We start from the raw sequence: 14,804 nt of genomic DNA, 5'->3' as shown, positions 1-14,804 counted from the left end.
TTTATGTTAGCGGCCAGAAGCCGGGAAATCCGTGGGGTACACCCTGGTTCTGGCCTGCCAAATGCTTACCTCTGGAGTGTGACAGGTAACAAAGGTGATTCTCATGCTTTGCATTACCCTAAATCTTGAATATGGAACGGCTCCCCCCATCCCGAACCCTGCCCGTACTGCCGATACTGCTGGCCTTGCTGCTGGCGGGTGTACTAACTGGTATCTATTTCACCTTCCCTGGCTTCAAAGAGCGCGTGGATGGCATCTATGCCTTGCTCTCCAGCGGGAATCAGCAAGCCATTCAGGCCTGGGTGGCCGGGCTGGGCTGGCTGGGCCCCTTGAGCATTATCGGCCTGATGATCGCCCAGACCCTGGTCTCGGTGGTGCCCATGTCCCTGGTGATGCTGGTCTCGGTGCTGGCGTTTGGGCCGGTGTTGGGCGGCCTTCTGGGTTGGGTCGGGGCGGTTATCGCCGCCATGGTGGGCTATAGCCTCGCCAGGCTGCTGGGGCCGGTGGTGGTGGATCGCTTCGTTAGCGAGAATATCCGCCGCAAGGTGGAGGCCCAGGTCGAGCGCTACGGCCCCTGGGCCATCATCGCCCTGCGGCTCTCCTTCGTGGTACCCACCGACAGCGTGAACTTTGTGGCCGGGCTGGTGCGCATGCACCCCCTTAAGTTCTTGTTGGCTACTGCGCTCGGGGCCCTGCCGGTTGCTGTGGTGATCGCCTGGCTGGGCGCCGACTTCTCCCGGCTGGGGCCCTTCCTGCTGGCGGCCTCCCTCGTGGGCTTGGCGGTTCTGGGGGGCTGGATCCTCTACGACCGGGCCCGGCGGCGCAAGTCATCCTGAACCCTCCATCAGGGCTTCCATCCCCTCCACCGCGCCCATCCGGAGGGAGCAGTCGGCCTGGCTCGAGAGCGGGGTGGGGTTGGGGTTGATCTCGATCAGATAGGCGCCGCTCGAGCGCGCCAGCCACCCCAGGCTGGCCGCGGGTTCGACCTCGGCGCTGGTGCCTATTACCAAAGCCACCTCGGCTGCTGCAAAGGCCTGCTGAGCCCGCTCAAAAGCGCCCGCTGGCAGCAGCTCCCCAAACCACACCACATCCGGGCGGCCCCGGGCCTTGCAGCCTGGGCAGTAGGGCGGCGGCACAAAATGGGCCGGGTCGGGGAGCGGAAACCGCTCTCCACAGCGCTCACAGCGGCCCCTGGCAATGTTGCCGTGCAGCTCGACCAGGCGTTGGGAGCCGGCTCGAGCATGCAAACCATCCACATTCTGGGTCACCAGCAAGAAACCCTCCCCCACCCGCTGCTCCAGCCTGACCAGCAGGTTGTGGGCCCGGTTGGGCTCTGCCTGCATCACTTTTCGATAACGCCAGGCGTACCACTCCCAGACCTTCTGGGGGTTGCGGGCGTAGGCTCCCGGGGTGGCGTATTCTTCGATATCGAAATCCTGCCACAAACCCGCGGCATCGCGAAAGGTGGGAATGCCTGAAGGCTGGGAGATACCGGCTCCAGTAAGCACTGCAACCCGACGGGCGGCCAGCAATCGTTTGCGAGCGGTTTCTAACTCCATGCTCATAGTGTACGTAGGTTCGAGGGATGCTAGGCTGTATTGCGAATATGTACCTCTACACCGCCCAGGCCATGCGCGAAGCCGACCAAAGGGCCGTTGCGCTGGGCTATCCCAGCCTGGTTCTGATGGAAGCCGCCGGAAAGCAGGCAGCCAGCCGGCTTTTGCAGCACTTCGAGGGGCGTTCAATCGCCGTGCTCTGCGGCAAGGGCAACAACGGGGGCGACGGTCTGGTGGCTGCCCGCTGGCTGGCCCACTGGGGGCATCCGGTAAGGGTGTATGCCGACGAGGGCCATACAGGCGACGCAGCCATCGCTCGACAGGCGCTGCAGGCCCATGGCCTGGAGATAGCCCCCCTGTCGGCCTGGGAGCCTGCACCCCACAGCGTGCTGCTGGATGCGCTGTTTGGCACCGGTCTGCGGGGGCCTTTAGGGGGGTTTTATGCCGATCTGGTAGAGAAGGTTAATCAGTCCGGCCTGCCGGTGGTGGCCGTGGATCTTCCCTCGGGCCTACCCTACCAGCCCCACATCCGGGCCGACCTGACCGTGGCCCTGGCCGGGCTGAAGAACGAGCACCTGTTCTATCCCCACCGGGCCGCCTGCGGTCGGATTGTGCTCGAGTCCATTGGGATGCCCCCCAGGGCCCTGCACAACCCCCACCTCCCCGAGGTGTTGTGCAAGACCGCAATGCGCCCGCTCCTGCCCACCCGCCCCGGCAACGCTCACAAAGGCTCGGTGGGCCGGGTGCTGGTGGCCGGCGGGTATCGCAACTATACGGGCGCGCCCAGCCTGGCAGCCCTGGGGGCGTATCGAACCGGGGCTGGGCTGGTTACGGTGGCCTACCCCGCCGATTGTGCAATCAGCCCTCCACCAGAAGCCGTGCGGCTGCCCCTGCTCGAGTGGGGTCACGCCGAGTTACAGGCTGTCCGTGCCGAAGCAGTGGCGGTGGGTATGGGGGCCGGGGCAGGGGGGGTTAAGGCCGCACTGGCCGCTCTGCAGCTGGGCAAACCCACGGTGCTGGACGCCGACGCACTGCATAAACAGGTGCTGTCGGCCTATGCAAAAGCGGGCCTCCCCACCGTGCTAACCCCCCACCCCGGCGAGGCCAGCCGCCTGTTGGACATCCCCAGCGAACAGATCGCCCGTGCCCCCCTCGAGGCCGCCCAAGCCCTGGCCGAACGGTACCCAGGGCTGGTGGTGGTGCTCAAGGGCGGCCCCACAGTGCTGGCCTGGCAACCCCCAGGAGCCCCCACTTCATCGCCCCTGCTGGCTGTTAACAGCACCGGCAACCCCCATATGGCCAGCGGCGGGATGGGCGATGTGCTTTCCGGGGTGGTCGCTGCCCTGCTGGCCGCTGGATTGTCGGCCTGGGAGGCCGCCCGGCTGGGGGTCTATCTACACGGGCTGGCCGGTGACCTCGCCCGCAAGCCGGGTTTGCTAGCCCATGAGGTCGCCGAAGCCTTGCCATCGGCCATGAAACGGTTGCAGCTAGATCGCGTCAGGGATTTTTGGGAGCCTTGATAACACCCAGCAACAGAACGCTCATAGCCAGCATCCACAAAACATCGTAGGCCACAACAGACCACAGCGCCGGCGGCGCACCTCCCAAGATATAAACCAATCGCGCCAGGCTGCCCAGCACCAGCGCCCAGACCACGCCTCGCAGGTAACGCCCAATGCGTCCACCAGCCAACACCGGGGTTTGTTGAACAAACAGCAAGGTCAGGGAGAAGGCCACCCCTGCATAGATCAGCTCGAGCAGGCTCAGAGGACGGATTAGGGTAGCAAGGGCCGAAAGCAGCACCCCTCCCAGCCCAGCCAGCAAGGCCAGCCGCTGGGCAAAACCAAGGGGGTACAAACCCTGGCGCTCCATGCGGAAAGGAAGCAGACCACCCATCAACAACAGGAGAACCGCACCGACGAGGTAGATGCCCTCACGCAGGGCCCGGGTGTCCAGACCGGAGGCCAGGTTATAGGTGTACAGCAGATCCCCCACACCCAGCACCAGCAGACCTACCGCCAGACCGGATAAGGCCCCACGCAGGATGGTTGGCGAGCGGGCCGCCCCCCACCACAGCGCATAGGCCCCCACAAAGTTGGAGAGGCTTACGGCCAGGCTACGGGCAAAGGAGTCGCCCAGCAAGCCCGCCCCCCAGAGCAACCATAGAAGGCCCAGCCAAAGGTAGGTCATATCCGAACCCTGTCATCATACGCCTTTTGCTAAAGCCTTGCGTCAAAAATAGCCCGCATCACCTGTGCTCGGCCGGATACATGTGAGACTCTGAGCGAAAGAGAATAGGGGGAACCGACTCTGGAAAGGAGGTTCCCCCAGATGCAGCTTACTACAGTTGGAAAACCCCTGCTCAAAGCCGCCAACCAAGCCAGCCAGCTCGAACAAGCAGGCGCCGGCGACCCCGTCGTGGCCGAGCGCCTGCGGAAGCTCAAACTGGTAGAGACCCTCAGAAAAAAGAAAGTTCCCTGGGACGAAGTCCAAAAGCTGGTAGGCATCAGCAAGGCCACCTACCACCGCTGGAAAAAAAGACTCGAAGAACAAGACCTTGCCGGCCTCAAACCCAAAAGCCGCAAACCCAGGAAGCTGCGCCGGAAGGTACACTGGAAACCCGATGTCCTCATACGCATAGAGCGGCTGCGCAAACAAAACCCCACCTGGGGCCGCTGGCGCATCGGGCAGAGACTGCACAGAGAGGGCTACACCCTAAGCGAACGCACGGTAGGACGCATCCTGAGCTACCTGGAGCGAAGCGGCCGGGTGGAGCCGGTGAGCGCTTTCCTGGCCAGAAACCGTAAGGCCCGTTTGCGCAGGAAGAGCCAGCGGCCCTATGCCCGGAGGAAGCCCGCGGAGTACACGGCGCTGCGGCCTGGGGATCTGGTACAGGTGGATACGCTGTGGGTGGATCTGGGGGACGGGACGGGTCTGCGGCAGTTTACGGCGGTGGACACGGTAAGCCGCTGGGGGACGGCGGGGGTGTACAGCCGGGCGAGTGCTAAGACGGCGCTGGATTTTCTGCAGCAGCTGGTGCGGCGATGTCCTTGTGTCATCCGTGCGATCCAGGTGGATGGGGGCAGCGAGTTCATGGCGGAGTTTGAGGAGGGTTGTCGGGTATTGGGGATAGAGCTTTTTGTTTTGCCGCCGAGGAGTCCGAAGCTGAACGGGATGGTAGAGCGGCTGCAGCGGACGTTTCGGGATGAGTTTTACACGCGGGCTTTACCGCTGGGGATAGAGGCTATTCAAGGGGAGCTGGAGGGTTATCTGGAGCACTACAACCTGCACCGGCCGCACATGGCCCTGGGGGGGTTGGCGCCGGTGGAGTACCTGGCTAAGCTACAGGAGGTGTCGGTTCCCCTGGAGTCTCAAATGTATTGACCGATTACATCACCTTGACCTGGCCGCTGGCAGCCCAGTATCATCGAGTTGATCGGCTAGGGGTGCCCCTGTAGGGGCTGAGAGCAGGGAAAACCCTGTAACCCTTGGAACCTGATCCGGTTAGTACCGGCGGAGGGAAGCCCATGGAGAAATCCCTACAACCTGATGTGCGCCTTGCTCCTGACCCTTGGCCGGTTCAGGAGGTGGTTTTTTGCACGGGAAACTATATCTGGTAGCGACCCCACGCCCCGGTCAAACCCAGACGGAGCTGCTGCACCGCCTCGAGGCGGCCCTGGAGGGCGGGGTGGATCTGTTGCAGCTACGGGCCAAGAACCTCGAGGCCCAGGCCATCCTGGCCCTGGGGGAGAGGTTACGAGCGCTGTGCGTGCGTTACCGGGTGCCGCTGGTCATCAACGACCGCCCCGATCTGGCGGCTCTGCTGGAAGCCGACGGGGTGCACCTGGGGCAGGGGGATCTGAGCGTGGCCCAGGCCCGGCGCTTTTTTGCGGGCTGGATCGGGCGCAGCACCCATGAGCCCGCGCAGGCCCTGCGGGAGCAGGCTGCGCTCGAGGGCAGCCCGGGCTACCTTTCGGTGGGGCCGGTCTGGGAAACCCCCACCAAGCCAGGGCGGCCGGCGGCGGGCCTGGCCTACGTGCGGTGGGCCGCGCAAAACCTCCGGCTGCCCTGGTTCGCCATAGGCGGCATCGACGAGCACACCTTACCCAGGGTGCTGGAGGCCGGCGCCCGCCGGGTGGCGGTGGTGCGGAGCATCTTGGATGCGCCCGATCCCGAGAGAGCCGCAAGGCAGATGCGGAGGTGGCTGGATGGTCTGGATTAACGGCAGGGCCGTGGAGGCCGAAGGAAAGAGCCTTGGTGAGATGGTGGAGGCGGTATGCCGCCAACAGGGAGTTAACCCCGAGGCGGTCGTGGTCTTGCTCAACGAAGAGATCTGGGGCAAAGGCCGCTGGCCGGATCGCACCCTGGTGACGGGGGACGTGGTGGAGATCGTGACCTTGATGCAGGGGGGCTAACCATGAACGCACTGATAATCGCAGGGCAGCGCCTGAACAGTCGCTTGCTCGTAGGCACGGGCAAGTACCGCGACTTCACACTGATGCGGGAGGCCCTCGAGGCCTCCGGGGCCGAGGTGGTGACCGTCTCCATCCGGCGCGTCGAGGCAAAGGCCCCCGGGCACCAGGGTCTGCTGGAAGCCCTGGACTGGCAGCGCTACCGAGTGCTGCCCAACACCGCCGGGGCCCGCACCGCAGCCGAAGCCCTGCGCCTGGCACGGCTGGGGCGGGCGCTTACAGGCAGCGACTGGGTCAAGCTGGAGGTCATCCCCGATCCCACCTACCTGCTGCCCGACCCAGTGGAAACCTGGCACGCCGCAGAAATTCTGGTGCAGGAGGGCTTCGTGGTGCTGCCCTATATCGCCCCCGATCCGGTGCTGGCGCAGCGGCTGGCCCGGCTCGGTTGCGCCACCGTGATGCCCCTGGCCGCCCCCATCGGCTCGGGGCAGGGCCTCAGGAACCGGGCCATGCTGGAGATTTTCGCCCAGCAGCGCGCCCACTTACCACCCATCGTGGTGGACGCCGGGCTGCGCTGGCCCTCGGAGGCTGCCGGGGCCATAGAGCTGGGAGCCGACGCAGTGCTGGTCAACACCGCCATCGCCGAGGCCCAGGATCCCGTGGCGATGGCCGCCGCCTTCCGGCTGGCTGTTGAGGCGGGGCGCCGGGCCTACGAGGCCGGGCCCATGCCCGAGCGCCCTACCGCCAGCCCCTCCAGCCCAGCCCAGGGCGTGCCCCTGCCACAACCGGAGCTGCCCCTATGAGCGAGGTGGCGGTGGTGGGGGGTGGCATCATCGGCAGCCTTATCGCATACCGGCTGGTGCGGGCGGGCCTCGAGGTCACCCTCTTCGAGGCGGGCAAGGAGGGCCAGGCCACCCGGGCCTCGGCAGGGATGCTGGCCCCCGACGCTGAAGGGCTCTCTGGGGAGGTGCGGGCCTGGGCCGAGGAGGGCCTGGCCGAGTACCCCAGTCTGGTCGCGGAGCTCCGCGAGAAAAGTGGGGTGGAGGTTCCCCTGATCCTGGGAGGGGTCTGGCCGCTCGAGCACCCCCCCGCGGGCTGGGAAGCCCTGGCCCACCACCGCCCCCAGCCGGGGGGGTACACCGACCCGGTTCGGCTTTTGGAGGCGGCCCAGAAGGCCTTTTTGCGCCTGGGAGGGCGGATCGAGCGGAAGGAGGTCACGGGCCTCTCAGAGGGTTGGGTCGAGACTGCCAGCCGGCGCCTCCCGGCCCGCTGGGTGGTCATCGCCTGCGGGGCCTGGGCGGGGCGGTTCGGGCTGGAGATCCACCCCCTCAAAGGGGAGGCCCTCCGCCTGGCCGCCCCACCCCCGCCGGGCCCGGTCTTTGTAGGAGAAGGATACGCCCTGCCACGGAACGGACAGACCTACCTGGGGGCTACCCAGCGGGAGACCTGGCGGCCCGGGGTGGAGCCGGAGGGGCTGGCCTGGCTCGAGCGCTACCGGGCCGAGGCCTTCCCACCCCTCAGAGGGGCCCCCATCCTGGAGAGTTACTGGGGCTACCGTCCGGCGGGCCGGCTTACGGTGGGGCCGGTTGCACCGGGTGTGCTGGCGGCTGTGGGGCACCGGCGCAACGGCATCCTGCTGGCCCCGGCCACCGCCCGCCGGGTGGCCGAGATGGTACTGGACTTGTGGAAGACACCCCGATAGATAGCCAAAGGAGCCAACATGACCCAACTGGAAGCCGCCCGCAAGGGCATCGTTACCGAAGCCATGGCCTATGTGGCCCAGTCCGAGGGGCTCGAGCCGGAGTTCGTGCGAGAGCGCGTAGCCGCCGGGCGGGTGGTCATCCCCGCCAACCCCAACCACCGCACCCTGACACATTTCACCGCCATTGGCGAGGGGATGCGGGTAAAGGTCAACGCCAACCTGGGCACCTCCTACGACTTCGTCGACCCCGAGCAGGAGGTGCAGAAAGTCCGGGCCGCCATCGAGGCGGGGGCCGATGCCGTGATGGATCTCTCCACCGGGGGCGACCTGGCCCAGATCCGCAAGATGACCCTGGAGGCCAGCAGCGTCCCGCTGGGCACCGTGCCGATCTACGAGGCCGAGTTCCGGGCAGCCCGGCGCAAGAGCGTCTTCGACATGACCCCCGACGAGCTGCTGACGGTAATCGAAGAGCACGGCCGCTCGGGGGTGGACTACATCACCATTCACGCGGGGGTGACCCAGGAAAGCCTGCGCCGTTACCGGAATAGCTCGAGGGTCACCGGCATCGTCTCGCGGGGGGGCGGGCTGCTGGCGGCCTGGATGCTGCGCAACGAGCGAGAAAACCCCTTGTGGGAGCGCTTCGACGATGTGCTGGAGATCGCCCGCACCTACGACATGACCCTTTCGCTGGGCGATGGACTGCGCCCCGGCTCGCTGGCTGATGCCACCGATCGCCCCCAGATCCAGGAGCTGCTGCTGGTAGGCGAGCTGGTCGAACGCGCGCACCGGGCCGGGGTGCAGGTAATGGTGGAGGGGCCGGGGCATATTCCCCTGAACGAGATCCAGACCAACGTACAGATCCAGAAGAAACTGACCAATCACGCCCCCTTCTACATCCTGGGGATGCTCCCCGTGGATACCGCCGCAGGCTACGACCACATCGCCGGGGCCATCGGTGGGGCGGTTGCAGGCTGGCACGGTGCCGACATGCTGTGCTACCTGACCCCGGCCGAGCACCTGGGCCTGCCCACCGTCCAGCAGGTGCGCGAAGGGGTGATCGCCTTCAAGATCGCCGCCCATGCTGCGGATGTGGCCCGGGGGCACCCAGGGGCCCTCCTGCGCAACCGTCAGATGAGCCAGGCCCGCTACGCCCTGGACTGGGAACGCCAGTTCGAGCTGTGCCTCTTCCCCCAGGAGGCCCGCCGGCTCTACGAGACCCGCGCCACCCGCACCAAGGCTTGCAGTATGTGCGGCCCCTTCTGCCCGATGAACCTGGTCGAGGCGGTGCTGCGCGGCCAGGCCCGCGCGCGCGACCTCGAGCCGGCCTGAACCCCTGGAGGCCCCGGTGTCCTTTCCCATCGCCCTCACCATCGCCGGCAGCGACCCCAGCGGGGGGGCCGGCCTCCAGGCCGACCTCAAAACCTTCCAGCGCTTTGGGGTCTACGGCATGAGCGTGGTCACCGTGCTGACCGTGCAGAACACCCTGGGGGTGCGCGAGGTGGTGCCCCTGGAGCCCGGCCTGGTCGTGCGGCAGCTCGAGGCCGTGCTGCAAGACCCGGGGGCCCAGGCCATCAAAACAGGGGCCTTGGGGGATGCCGCCATCGTGCAGAGCATTGCCCCGCTCCTGGCCCAGGCCAACCTGCCGCTGGTGGTAGACCCTGTGCTGGTGGCCAAAAGCGGCGACCGGCTGCTAACAGAGCAGGCCCTCGAGGCCCTCAAAGCCGAGCTATTCCCCCTCGCCACGCTGCTCACCCCCAACCTGCCCGAGGCCCGGGCCTTGCTGGGCCAGCCCATCCGCGATCTGGCCGAGGCCCGCGAAGCCGCCCGGCTGCTGGGGCGCCTGGGGCCTAAGGCCGTGCTGCTCAAAGGCGGTCACCTAGCAGGGGAAGAGTCCACCGATGTGCTATGGGACGGCCACGAGCTACACCTCTTTACCGCCCAGAAAATTCCCTCGAGCCACACCCACGGAACCGGCTGCACCCTTTCCGCCGCAATTACCGCGTTGCTGGCGAAAGGGGTCGGGCTGCTCGAGGCCGTGGCTCGAGCCAAGCGCTTCGTATCCCGGGCCATTGCCACGGCCCCGGGCATCGGACAGGGCATTGGGCCGCTCAACCACTGGGCGGGGGAGTGGCCGGATTAGCTACCAGCGCCTTCTACGAGGAGTCGAACCACCCGGGCCAGGACGGCTGCGGCCACCTCGCCCTTGGTCATGAGGGGCAGGGGCTCAACCACCCCGCCGGGTAGCAGCAGGAGGACGCGGTTGGTGTCCACAGCGAAACCGGCATCGGGGGCGCTGATATCGTTGGCAACGATCATGGAGAGATTTTTGCGCTCGAGCTTGTCCTGCGCGTTTGCCAGAAGCTGCTCGCTCTCGGCGGCAAAACCCACCACCACCGCTGGCCGGCCCAACCGCCGGCGCGCCTCAGCCACAGCCAGCAGGATGTCGGTGGTGGGCTCGAGTTCGAGCGGGGGTGGGGTCTCCCGCTCCTTCTTGATCTTGTGGGCCCGCACCTGGCGGGGCCGGAAGTCGGCCACCGCGGCCGCCATGATCAGCACGTCGGCCTCCTGGCACAGCCTCAAAACCGCCTCGGCCATCTGAGCGGCGGTTTCCACGTCGGTGCGCTCGGCCCCGATGGGGGTGGGCAGGGCGGCGGCCGTAGCCCCCACCACCAGGCTGACCCGGGCCCCCAGATCCAGCGCAGCCTGGGCCAGGGCAAAACCCTGCTTGCCCGAGGAGCGGTTGGTGAGATAGCGCACCGGGTCGAGGGGCTCCTGGGTGCCACCCGCGCTTACCACCACGTGTTTCCCCGCCAGAGGGCCAGCACGGCCCAGGGTTAGGCGGATGTGCCCCAGGATCTCGGCCGGCTCGAGCATCCGCCCCAGCCCCACCAGACCCGAGGCCATGCGGCCTTGAGCGGGGCCCAGGATCTGCACGCCCCGGCGGCGCAGGGTCTCGAGATTGGCCTGGGTGGCGGGGTGCTCAAACATGCCACCGTCCATGGCAGGGGCCACCAGCACGGGACAACGCGCAGCCAGGGCAGTCAGGGTGAGCAGGTTGTCGGCCTGGCCCTGGGCCAGCTTGGCCAGGGTGTGGGCGGTGCAGGGGGCGATCACCAGCAGGTCGGCACCCTCCCCCAACCCCACATGGAGCACGTGGGCATCGTCCTCCCACAGGCTGGTGTGGGTCTTGCGCCCGGTAAGAGAGGCAAAGGTGAGCGGCGTGATGAAGCGCTCGGCCCCCTCGCTCAGAATTACATCCACCAGGGCCCCAGCCTGGGTGAGCTTGCTGGCCAGGTCGGCGGCCTTGTAGGCGGCGATGGAGCCGCTCACACCCAGAACGATGCGCTTGCCCTGCAGGGGGTTCATCGGTTGAGCTCCCAGATGATGCGCAAGCCATCGAGGGTCAGCCAGGGGGCGATAATCTCGATAACCGGCGTTTCCTGCGCGATGAGTTCGGCCAGGCCGCCCGTCCCGATGACCTTCATCTGGGGGCCGAGTTCGGCGCGGAAGCGGGCCACCATACCCTCAACCAGGCCCACGTAGCCAAACAGCAACCCCGACTGCATCGAGTGCACGGTGTTGCGCCCAATGGCCGTAGGAGGCCGCTTGAGTTCAACCTTGGGCAGCTTGGCGGCCCGCTGGAACAGGGCCTCCGAGGCGATCCCGATGCCCGGCGCGATGGCACCCCCCAGGTAATCCCCCTCGGCGGTGATGGCATCGAAGGTGGTGGCCGTGCCAAAATCCACCACGCAGGCCGGGCCACCGTAAAGCTTGTGCACCGCGGCGGCATCCACGATGCGATCGGCGCCCACCTGCGAGGGGTCGTCGTAGCGCACCCGCACCCCGGTCTGGAGGCTCGAGTCCACCACCAAAGGCTTCTGCCCCAGGTAGTCCTGCACGGCCTGAACCAGCGTCGCGGTCAGGGGCGGTACCACCGAGGCCAGCACCACCGCGTCCACCTGGGTAGGCTTGTACCCGCTAAAGGCAAGCAGGTTGACCAGGGTGATGCCGTACTCGTCGGGCATGCGCTGGGTATCGGTGGAGATGCGCCAGCGCGGCCCCAGTTGCTCGCCCTGGTAGAGGCCCAGGGTAATGTTGGTGTTGCCAATGTCGATGGCTAGCAGCATAAAACCTCCTCTCAGACAAGCCTATCCGACTGCGTCCACCGGTGAAGGATTCAAGCGAAACTGGTATTAGAAGATCGCTTTACCGATTAGACGATTTTTACCGGAGCGGGCCCCCAACCGTGCTGAAGGGTGGCCCTGGATAACCTGCCTACAGGCGATGAACATCCTGATAGATATTACCCCCTACGGCCAGTTTTGACCGCACCCGCTACAGGGTCGGACGCAGCAGGCGATCAAAAAGCACAGCCGCGTGGGGCTCGAGGCTTTCGGTCATCCAGCGGCGCAGGGTTTTCTCCAGAACAGGCGGGTCATCGATCGCGTAGATGTGCTGCAAGCGCTCGAGGGCTGAGGCAGCCCCGCGTCCCATGTATTCCTTAAGCACCTCCTGCGCCGCATGCCAGATCACGTTCAGCCGAAGGCTTCGTTGGGTCTCATCCTCCTGCCGGGCCAGCTCGAGCAGATCAAGCGGCGCCTGGCTGGGGGCCTGCACCAGGTGCAGAACCCCCTCGGCGAAGTGCTCCGGAAGCAGCGCATCAAAAAGATACCGCCCCCGAGCTAAAAACCAGGCCCGGCCCACCAGGCCGTCCTCGTGCACCAGCGCACCAGTAAACTGCTCCTGCACCAGCAAACGCGTCAGGTCTTCAGCCGCCATACCACGGGCCGCCACCCCGCTCATGCGCAACGACCCCTGGGTAAGGGCCACCAGGGGGGGCAGGTCATCGGGCTGCAGCCGGTAGATGGAAATGGTGGCCAGGTTCAGCTCACGCTGCAAAGCCCGGTAGGCCACGGTGCCGGTAAGGTGGCCGTAGGTGGCCTGCCGCCAGGCCTCCAGGAGCCGCCCCCGATAAAAAACCAGCCAGCCCCGTTCCTCGCCGGAGAAGCGGGCCAGCAGGTAACCGGAAAAGCCATCCTCCCGCAGCCGCTCAATCAGCGCTGGGGCTAACAAGCCACCCGGCACGCGCTCGACCAGAGGATCATGGGGCCACAGCGCATCGAGCAGAGAACCCATCAAAGAGGGCGAGATGCACTCGAGCAAACCCCGGTGCGCGCTCACAGCATCCCCTGCCCCGGCGGCTTCGACAGACCAGCAAACCTTCCCCAATTGGCTGCGCACCCAGCCCACAACAGGCCTGTAAACCTAAGGGCATGCCTGGAGCAGGTTAGCAGAAAACACCACCGCATACGTCAGGAGGCCGCCACGATCCTACCCAAAGACCGGCATCCTCAGGTGGGGTCAAAGCGCTAAGCAAAGCCCAAAGAATGGAGTCGGCCACTCGCCAGTAGTATAGCCTGATCCGGCGGTTTTTGCCGCTAAGACCCCTCCCTCCGCCCAACATGAGGGTATGATGACGAGGACCACCGCCACGGCGGGAGCACTATGTCTGGCGATACCGTATATGTTCAAGTTCCGGCAACTCTGGCGAATCTCGGTTCGGGCTTTGATGCGCTAGGGGTGGCGCTCGATCTGTACCTCGAGGTTCACGCCACCCCTGCCCGTACCAACGAGCTGCACTACACCGGCCAGGGACAGGTGCCCAACACCCCGGATAATCTTATCCACCAAGGCTACCGGGCCGCCTGGCAGTCCCTGGGCGAGCCTGACCCGCCGCCCCTGGCGGTCTGGGCCCACAATCCGATTCCCCTGGCCCGGGGCATGGGCAGCAGTTCAGCAGCCCTGGTTGCGGGTGCAGCCCTGGCCGATGCCTTTTCAGGGGGGCGGCTCGGGCTGGATGGCATCTTTCGGGTAACTGCCAGCCTGGAAGGCCACCCCGACAATGTGGCCCCGGCGGTCTACGGCGGCTTTGTGGCCGCGCTGGCCGACCCCCCCCTGGCCCTGCCCATGCCTTCGCCCAAGGGGCTGCGCTTTGTGCTGGGTGTTCCCCCCTACGAGGTGCCGACACCGCTGGCCCGGGCCGCTCTGCCTAAAACCATTCCCTACGCCGATGCCATCTATAACCTGGCCCGCAGCGCGCTCTGGCCTGCAGCCCTCCACACGGGGCGTTGGGAGGCCTTGCGGGAAGCCGCCAAAGACCGCCTGCACCAGCCCTACCGCGCACATCTGATGCCGGGCCTCGAGGCCGCCCTCGAGCGGATCTATGCCGCGGGGGCCCTGGCCGCCTTTGTGGGCGGGGCTGGGCCTACCCTGGCCGCCCTGAGCGAGGCGCAGCATATCGAGGCCATTCGGCAGGCCATGCAAGACTATGTGGGGCAGGGCTTCACGCTGGTGCTCGGCCTGGGAGAAGGGTTGCGATGGAAGGTAGCTTCGATACCATCCCGCTAAGCGACGTGCTTCAGATGATCCACGCCAGCCGTGGAACGGGGGTTTTGCACCTCAAAACCCAGCAGCTTCTTCCCTTGAAACTGCATTTTATGCTCGGCGAGGTGGTCGGGGGCAGCATCCTGGACTGGGAGGGCTTTGAGGCCATCACCACCTTTCCACTCCACCCTGAGCAGGGCCAGTTCAGGTTTGAAGGCGGTCGGGTGCAGGGGGTTCCGCTTATGCCGTTCAAAGTTTTTGTGGGCGAGTGGGCCCGTATGAACGACCAGTGGGCCCGCTTCCGCAGCGTGCTGGACTCCCCTAGCCGGGTGCTGGAGACACCCCGGCCTGTGGAACCTTTTGCCGTCTTTGTGGGGGGCAAGAGCGTCCGGGCGGCTGCCAAAACCTGGGGGGTTCCGCTGATCATTGCCGCCGAACGGGCTTGGCGAGGGCTGCGGGAGGGCGACCTCACCAAGCTGCGCAAGTATGCCTGGTTCGCGCTACGCATCCGCCACCCTTCGGCCCGGCGCACCCAGGCCGGTATACGCAATCCCAACGACATGACCGTGCTACTCGACGGCAGCCGCAACCTGGGCGAGCTCATTCAGGCCGGTCTCCCCATCGCCAAGGTTCGGGCCTACCTGCTCGAGCGTATCGCCAACGGGGAACTCGAGGTTCCGGGTAGGGGCTGGATCCTACGCGACCTGCTCTGGGAGATCGAGGCCGAACAGGCCGCCCAGAAGTAGCGGG

15 protein-coding genes, 1 pseudogene and 1 riboswitch are annotated in these 14,804 nt (G+C 66.3%); of the genes and pseudogenes, 11 read left to right on the top strand and 5 right to left on the bottom strand.

Annotation, left to right across the window (positions count from 1 at the left end):
* Positions 1–131 precede the first annotated feature (131 nt).
* A complete protein-coding gene (locus MTAI_RS04835) occupies positions 132–836 on the top strand; it encodes a TVP38/TMEM64 family protein (protein ID WP_027888872.1) in 705 nt (234 codons plus the stop codon).
* Here MTAI_RS04835 and MTAI_RS04830 read toward each other — a convergent pair.
* The gene (locus tag MTAI_RS04830) at positions 828–1,559 is read right to left on the bottom strand and encodes an SIR2 family NAD-dependent protein deacylase (RefSeq protein WP_027888873.1); all 732 of its coding nucleotides are present in this window, start codon (positions 1,557–1,559) and stop codon (positions 828–830) included. The two genes, MTAI_RS04835 and MTAI_RS04830, sit on opposite strands and share 9 nt — an antisense overlap.
* Positions 1,560–1,606: 47 nt before the next feature.
* Between MTAI_RS04830 and MTAI_RS04825 the strand changes: the two genes are divergently transcribed.
* Positions 1,607–3,076: a bifunctional ADP-dependent NAD(P)H-hydrate dehydratase/NAD(P)H-hydrate epimerase gene (locus MTAI_RS04825; RefSeq protein ID WP_027888874.1), complete on the top strand. Its 1,470-nt coding sequence runs from the start codon at positions 1,607–1,609 to the stop codon at positions 3,074–3,076.
* On the opposite strand, the gene MTAI_RS04820 is transcribed toward MTAI_RS04825, so the two are convergent.
* A complete protein-coding gene (locus MTAI_RS04820; RefSeq protein WP_027888875.1) occupies positions 3,054–3,746 on the bottom strand; it encodes a hypothetical protein in 693 nt (230 codons plus the stop codon). The genes MTAI_RS04825 and MTAI_RS04820 overlap by 23 nt on opposite strands.
* Before the next feature lie 141 nt (positions 3,747–3,887).
* Here MTAI_RS04820 and MTAI_RS04815 point away from each other — a divergent pair.
* The 7 genes and pseudogenes from MTAI_RS04815 to thiD all read left to right on the top strand — a co-directional run bounded on the left by MTAI_RS04815 (position 3,888) and on the right by thiD (position 9,810).
* Positions 3,888–5,014: pseudogene (locus tag MTAI_RS04815) on the top strand (integrase core domain-containing protein).
* Positions 4,989–5,095: riboswitch (TPP riboswitch) on the top strand. (Overlaps the previous pseudogene by 26 nt.)
* A gap of 56 nt (positions 5,096–5,151) precedes the next feature.
* Complete coding sequence (thiE, locus tag MTAI_RS04810; RefSeq protein ID WP_027888387.1) at positions 5,152–5,778, top strand: thiamine phosphate synthase; 627 nt, start codon at positions 5,152–5,154, stop codon at positions 5,776–5,778.
* Positions 5,765–5,971, top strand: coding sequence for a sulfur carrier protein ThiS (thiS, locus tag MTAI_RS04805; RefSeq protein WP_027888386.1), 207 nt, complete (start codon positions 5,765–5,767; stop codon positions 5,969–5,971). Before thiE ends, thiS begins: the two co-directional genes overlap by 14 nt.
* 2 nt (positions 5,972–5,973) lie before the next feature.
* Positions 5,974–6,771: a thiazole synthase gene (locus MTAI_RS04800; protein ID WP_027888385.1), complete on the top strand. Its 798-nt coding sequence runs from the start codon at positions 5,974–5,976 to the stop codon at positions 6,769–6,771.
* Complete coding sequence (locus MTAI_RS04795; RefSeq protein ID WP_027888384.1) at positions 6,768–7,670, top strand: NAD(P)/FAD-dependent oxidoreductase; 903 nt, start codon at positions 6,768–6,770, stop codon at positions 7,668–7,670. Before MTAI_RS04800 ends, MTAI_RS04795 begins: the two co-directional genes overlap by 4 nt.
* An 18-nt stretch (positions 7,671–7,688) precedes the next feature.
* Positions 7,689–8,999, top strand: a complete 1,311-nt coding sequence (gene thiC, locus MTAI_RS04790) for a phosphomethylpyrimidine synthase ThiC (protein ID WP_027888383.1) — start codon at positions 7,689–7,691, stop codon at positions 8,997–8,999.
* A 16-nt stretch (positions 9,000–9,015) separates the two neighbouring features.
* Entirely contained in the window at positions 9,016–9,810 is a 795-nt protein-coding gene (thiD, locus tag MTAI_RS04785) for a bifunctional hydroxymethylpyrimidine kinase/phosphomethylpyrimidine kinase (RefSeq protein WP_027888382.1), read from the top strand.
* Here the strand turns inward: thiD and coaBC are convergent.
* The 3 genes from coaBC to MTAI_RS04770 all read right to left on the bottom strand — a co-directional run bounded on the left by coaBC (position 9,807) and on the right by MTAI_RS04770 (position 12,851).
* Positions 9,807–11,036 carry a bifunctional phosphopantothenoylcysteine decarboxylase/phosphopantothenate--cysteine ligase CoaBC gene (gene coaBC / locus MTAI_RS04780; protein WP_027888381.1) on the bottom strand — a complete coding sequence of 410 codons (1,230 nt, stop codon included), beginning with the start codon at positions 11,034–11,036 and terminating at the stop codon, positions 9,807–9,809. The genes thiD and coaBC overlap by 4 nt on opposite strands.
* Positions 11,033–11,797, bottom strand: a complete 765-nt coding sequence (locus tag MTAI_RS04775) for a type III pantothenate kinase (RefSeq protein ID WP_027888380.1) — start codon at positions 11,795–11,797, stop codon at positions 11,033–11,035. The genes coaBC and MTAI_RS04775 overlap by 4 nt, the downstream gene beginning before the upstream one ends.
* A gap of 208 nt (positions 11,798–12,005) precedes the next feature.
* Positions 12,006–12,851, bottom strand: a complete 846-nt coding sequence (locus tag MTAI_RS04770; protein ID WP_027888379.1) for a hypothetical protein — start codon at positions 12,849–12,851, stop codon at positions 12,006–12,008.
* Positions 12,852–13,175: 324 nt separating this feature from the next.
* Between MTAI_RS04770 and thrB the strand changes: the two genes are divergently transcribed.
* Positions 13,176–14,078, top strand: a complete 903-nt coding sequence (gene thrB / locus MTAI_RS04765; RefSeq protein ID WP_187388600.1) for a homoserine kinase — start codon at positions 13,176–13,178, stop codon at positions 14,076–14,078.
* Positions 14,048–14,800, top strand: coding sequence for a DUF4388 domain-containing protein (locus MTAI_RS04760; RefSeq protein ID WP_043983005.1), 753 nt, complete (start codon positions 14,048–14,050; stop codon positions 14,798–14,800). Before thrB ends, MTAI_RS04760 begins: the two co-directional genes overlap by 31 nt.
* Positions 14,801–14,804: the final 4 nt, after the last annotated feature.

The organism is Meiothermus taiwanensis WR-220 (assembly GCF_003568585.1).
In the GTDB taxonomy this organism is placed as follows: Bacteria; Deinococcota; Deinococci; order Deinococcales; family Thermaceae; genus Meiothermus; species Meiothermus taiwanensis.
The sequence above is the reverse complement of the archived record's forward strand: the minus strand, read 5'-3'. Positions and strand labels throughout refer to the sequence as shown.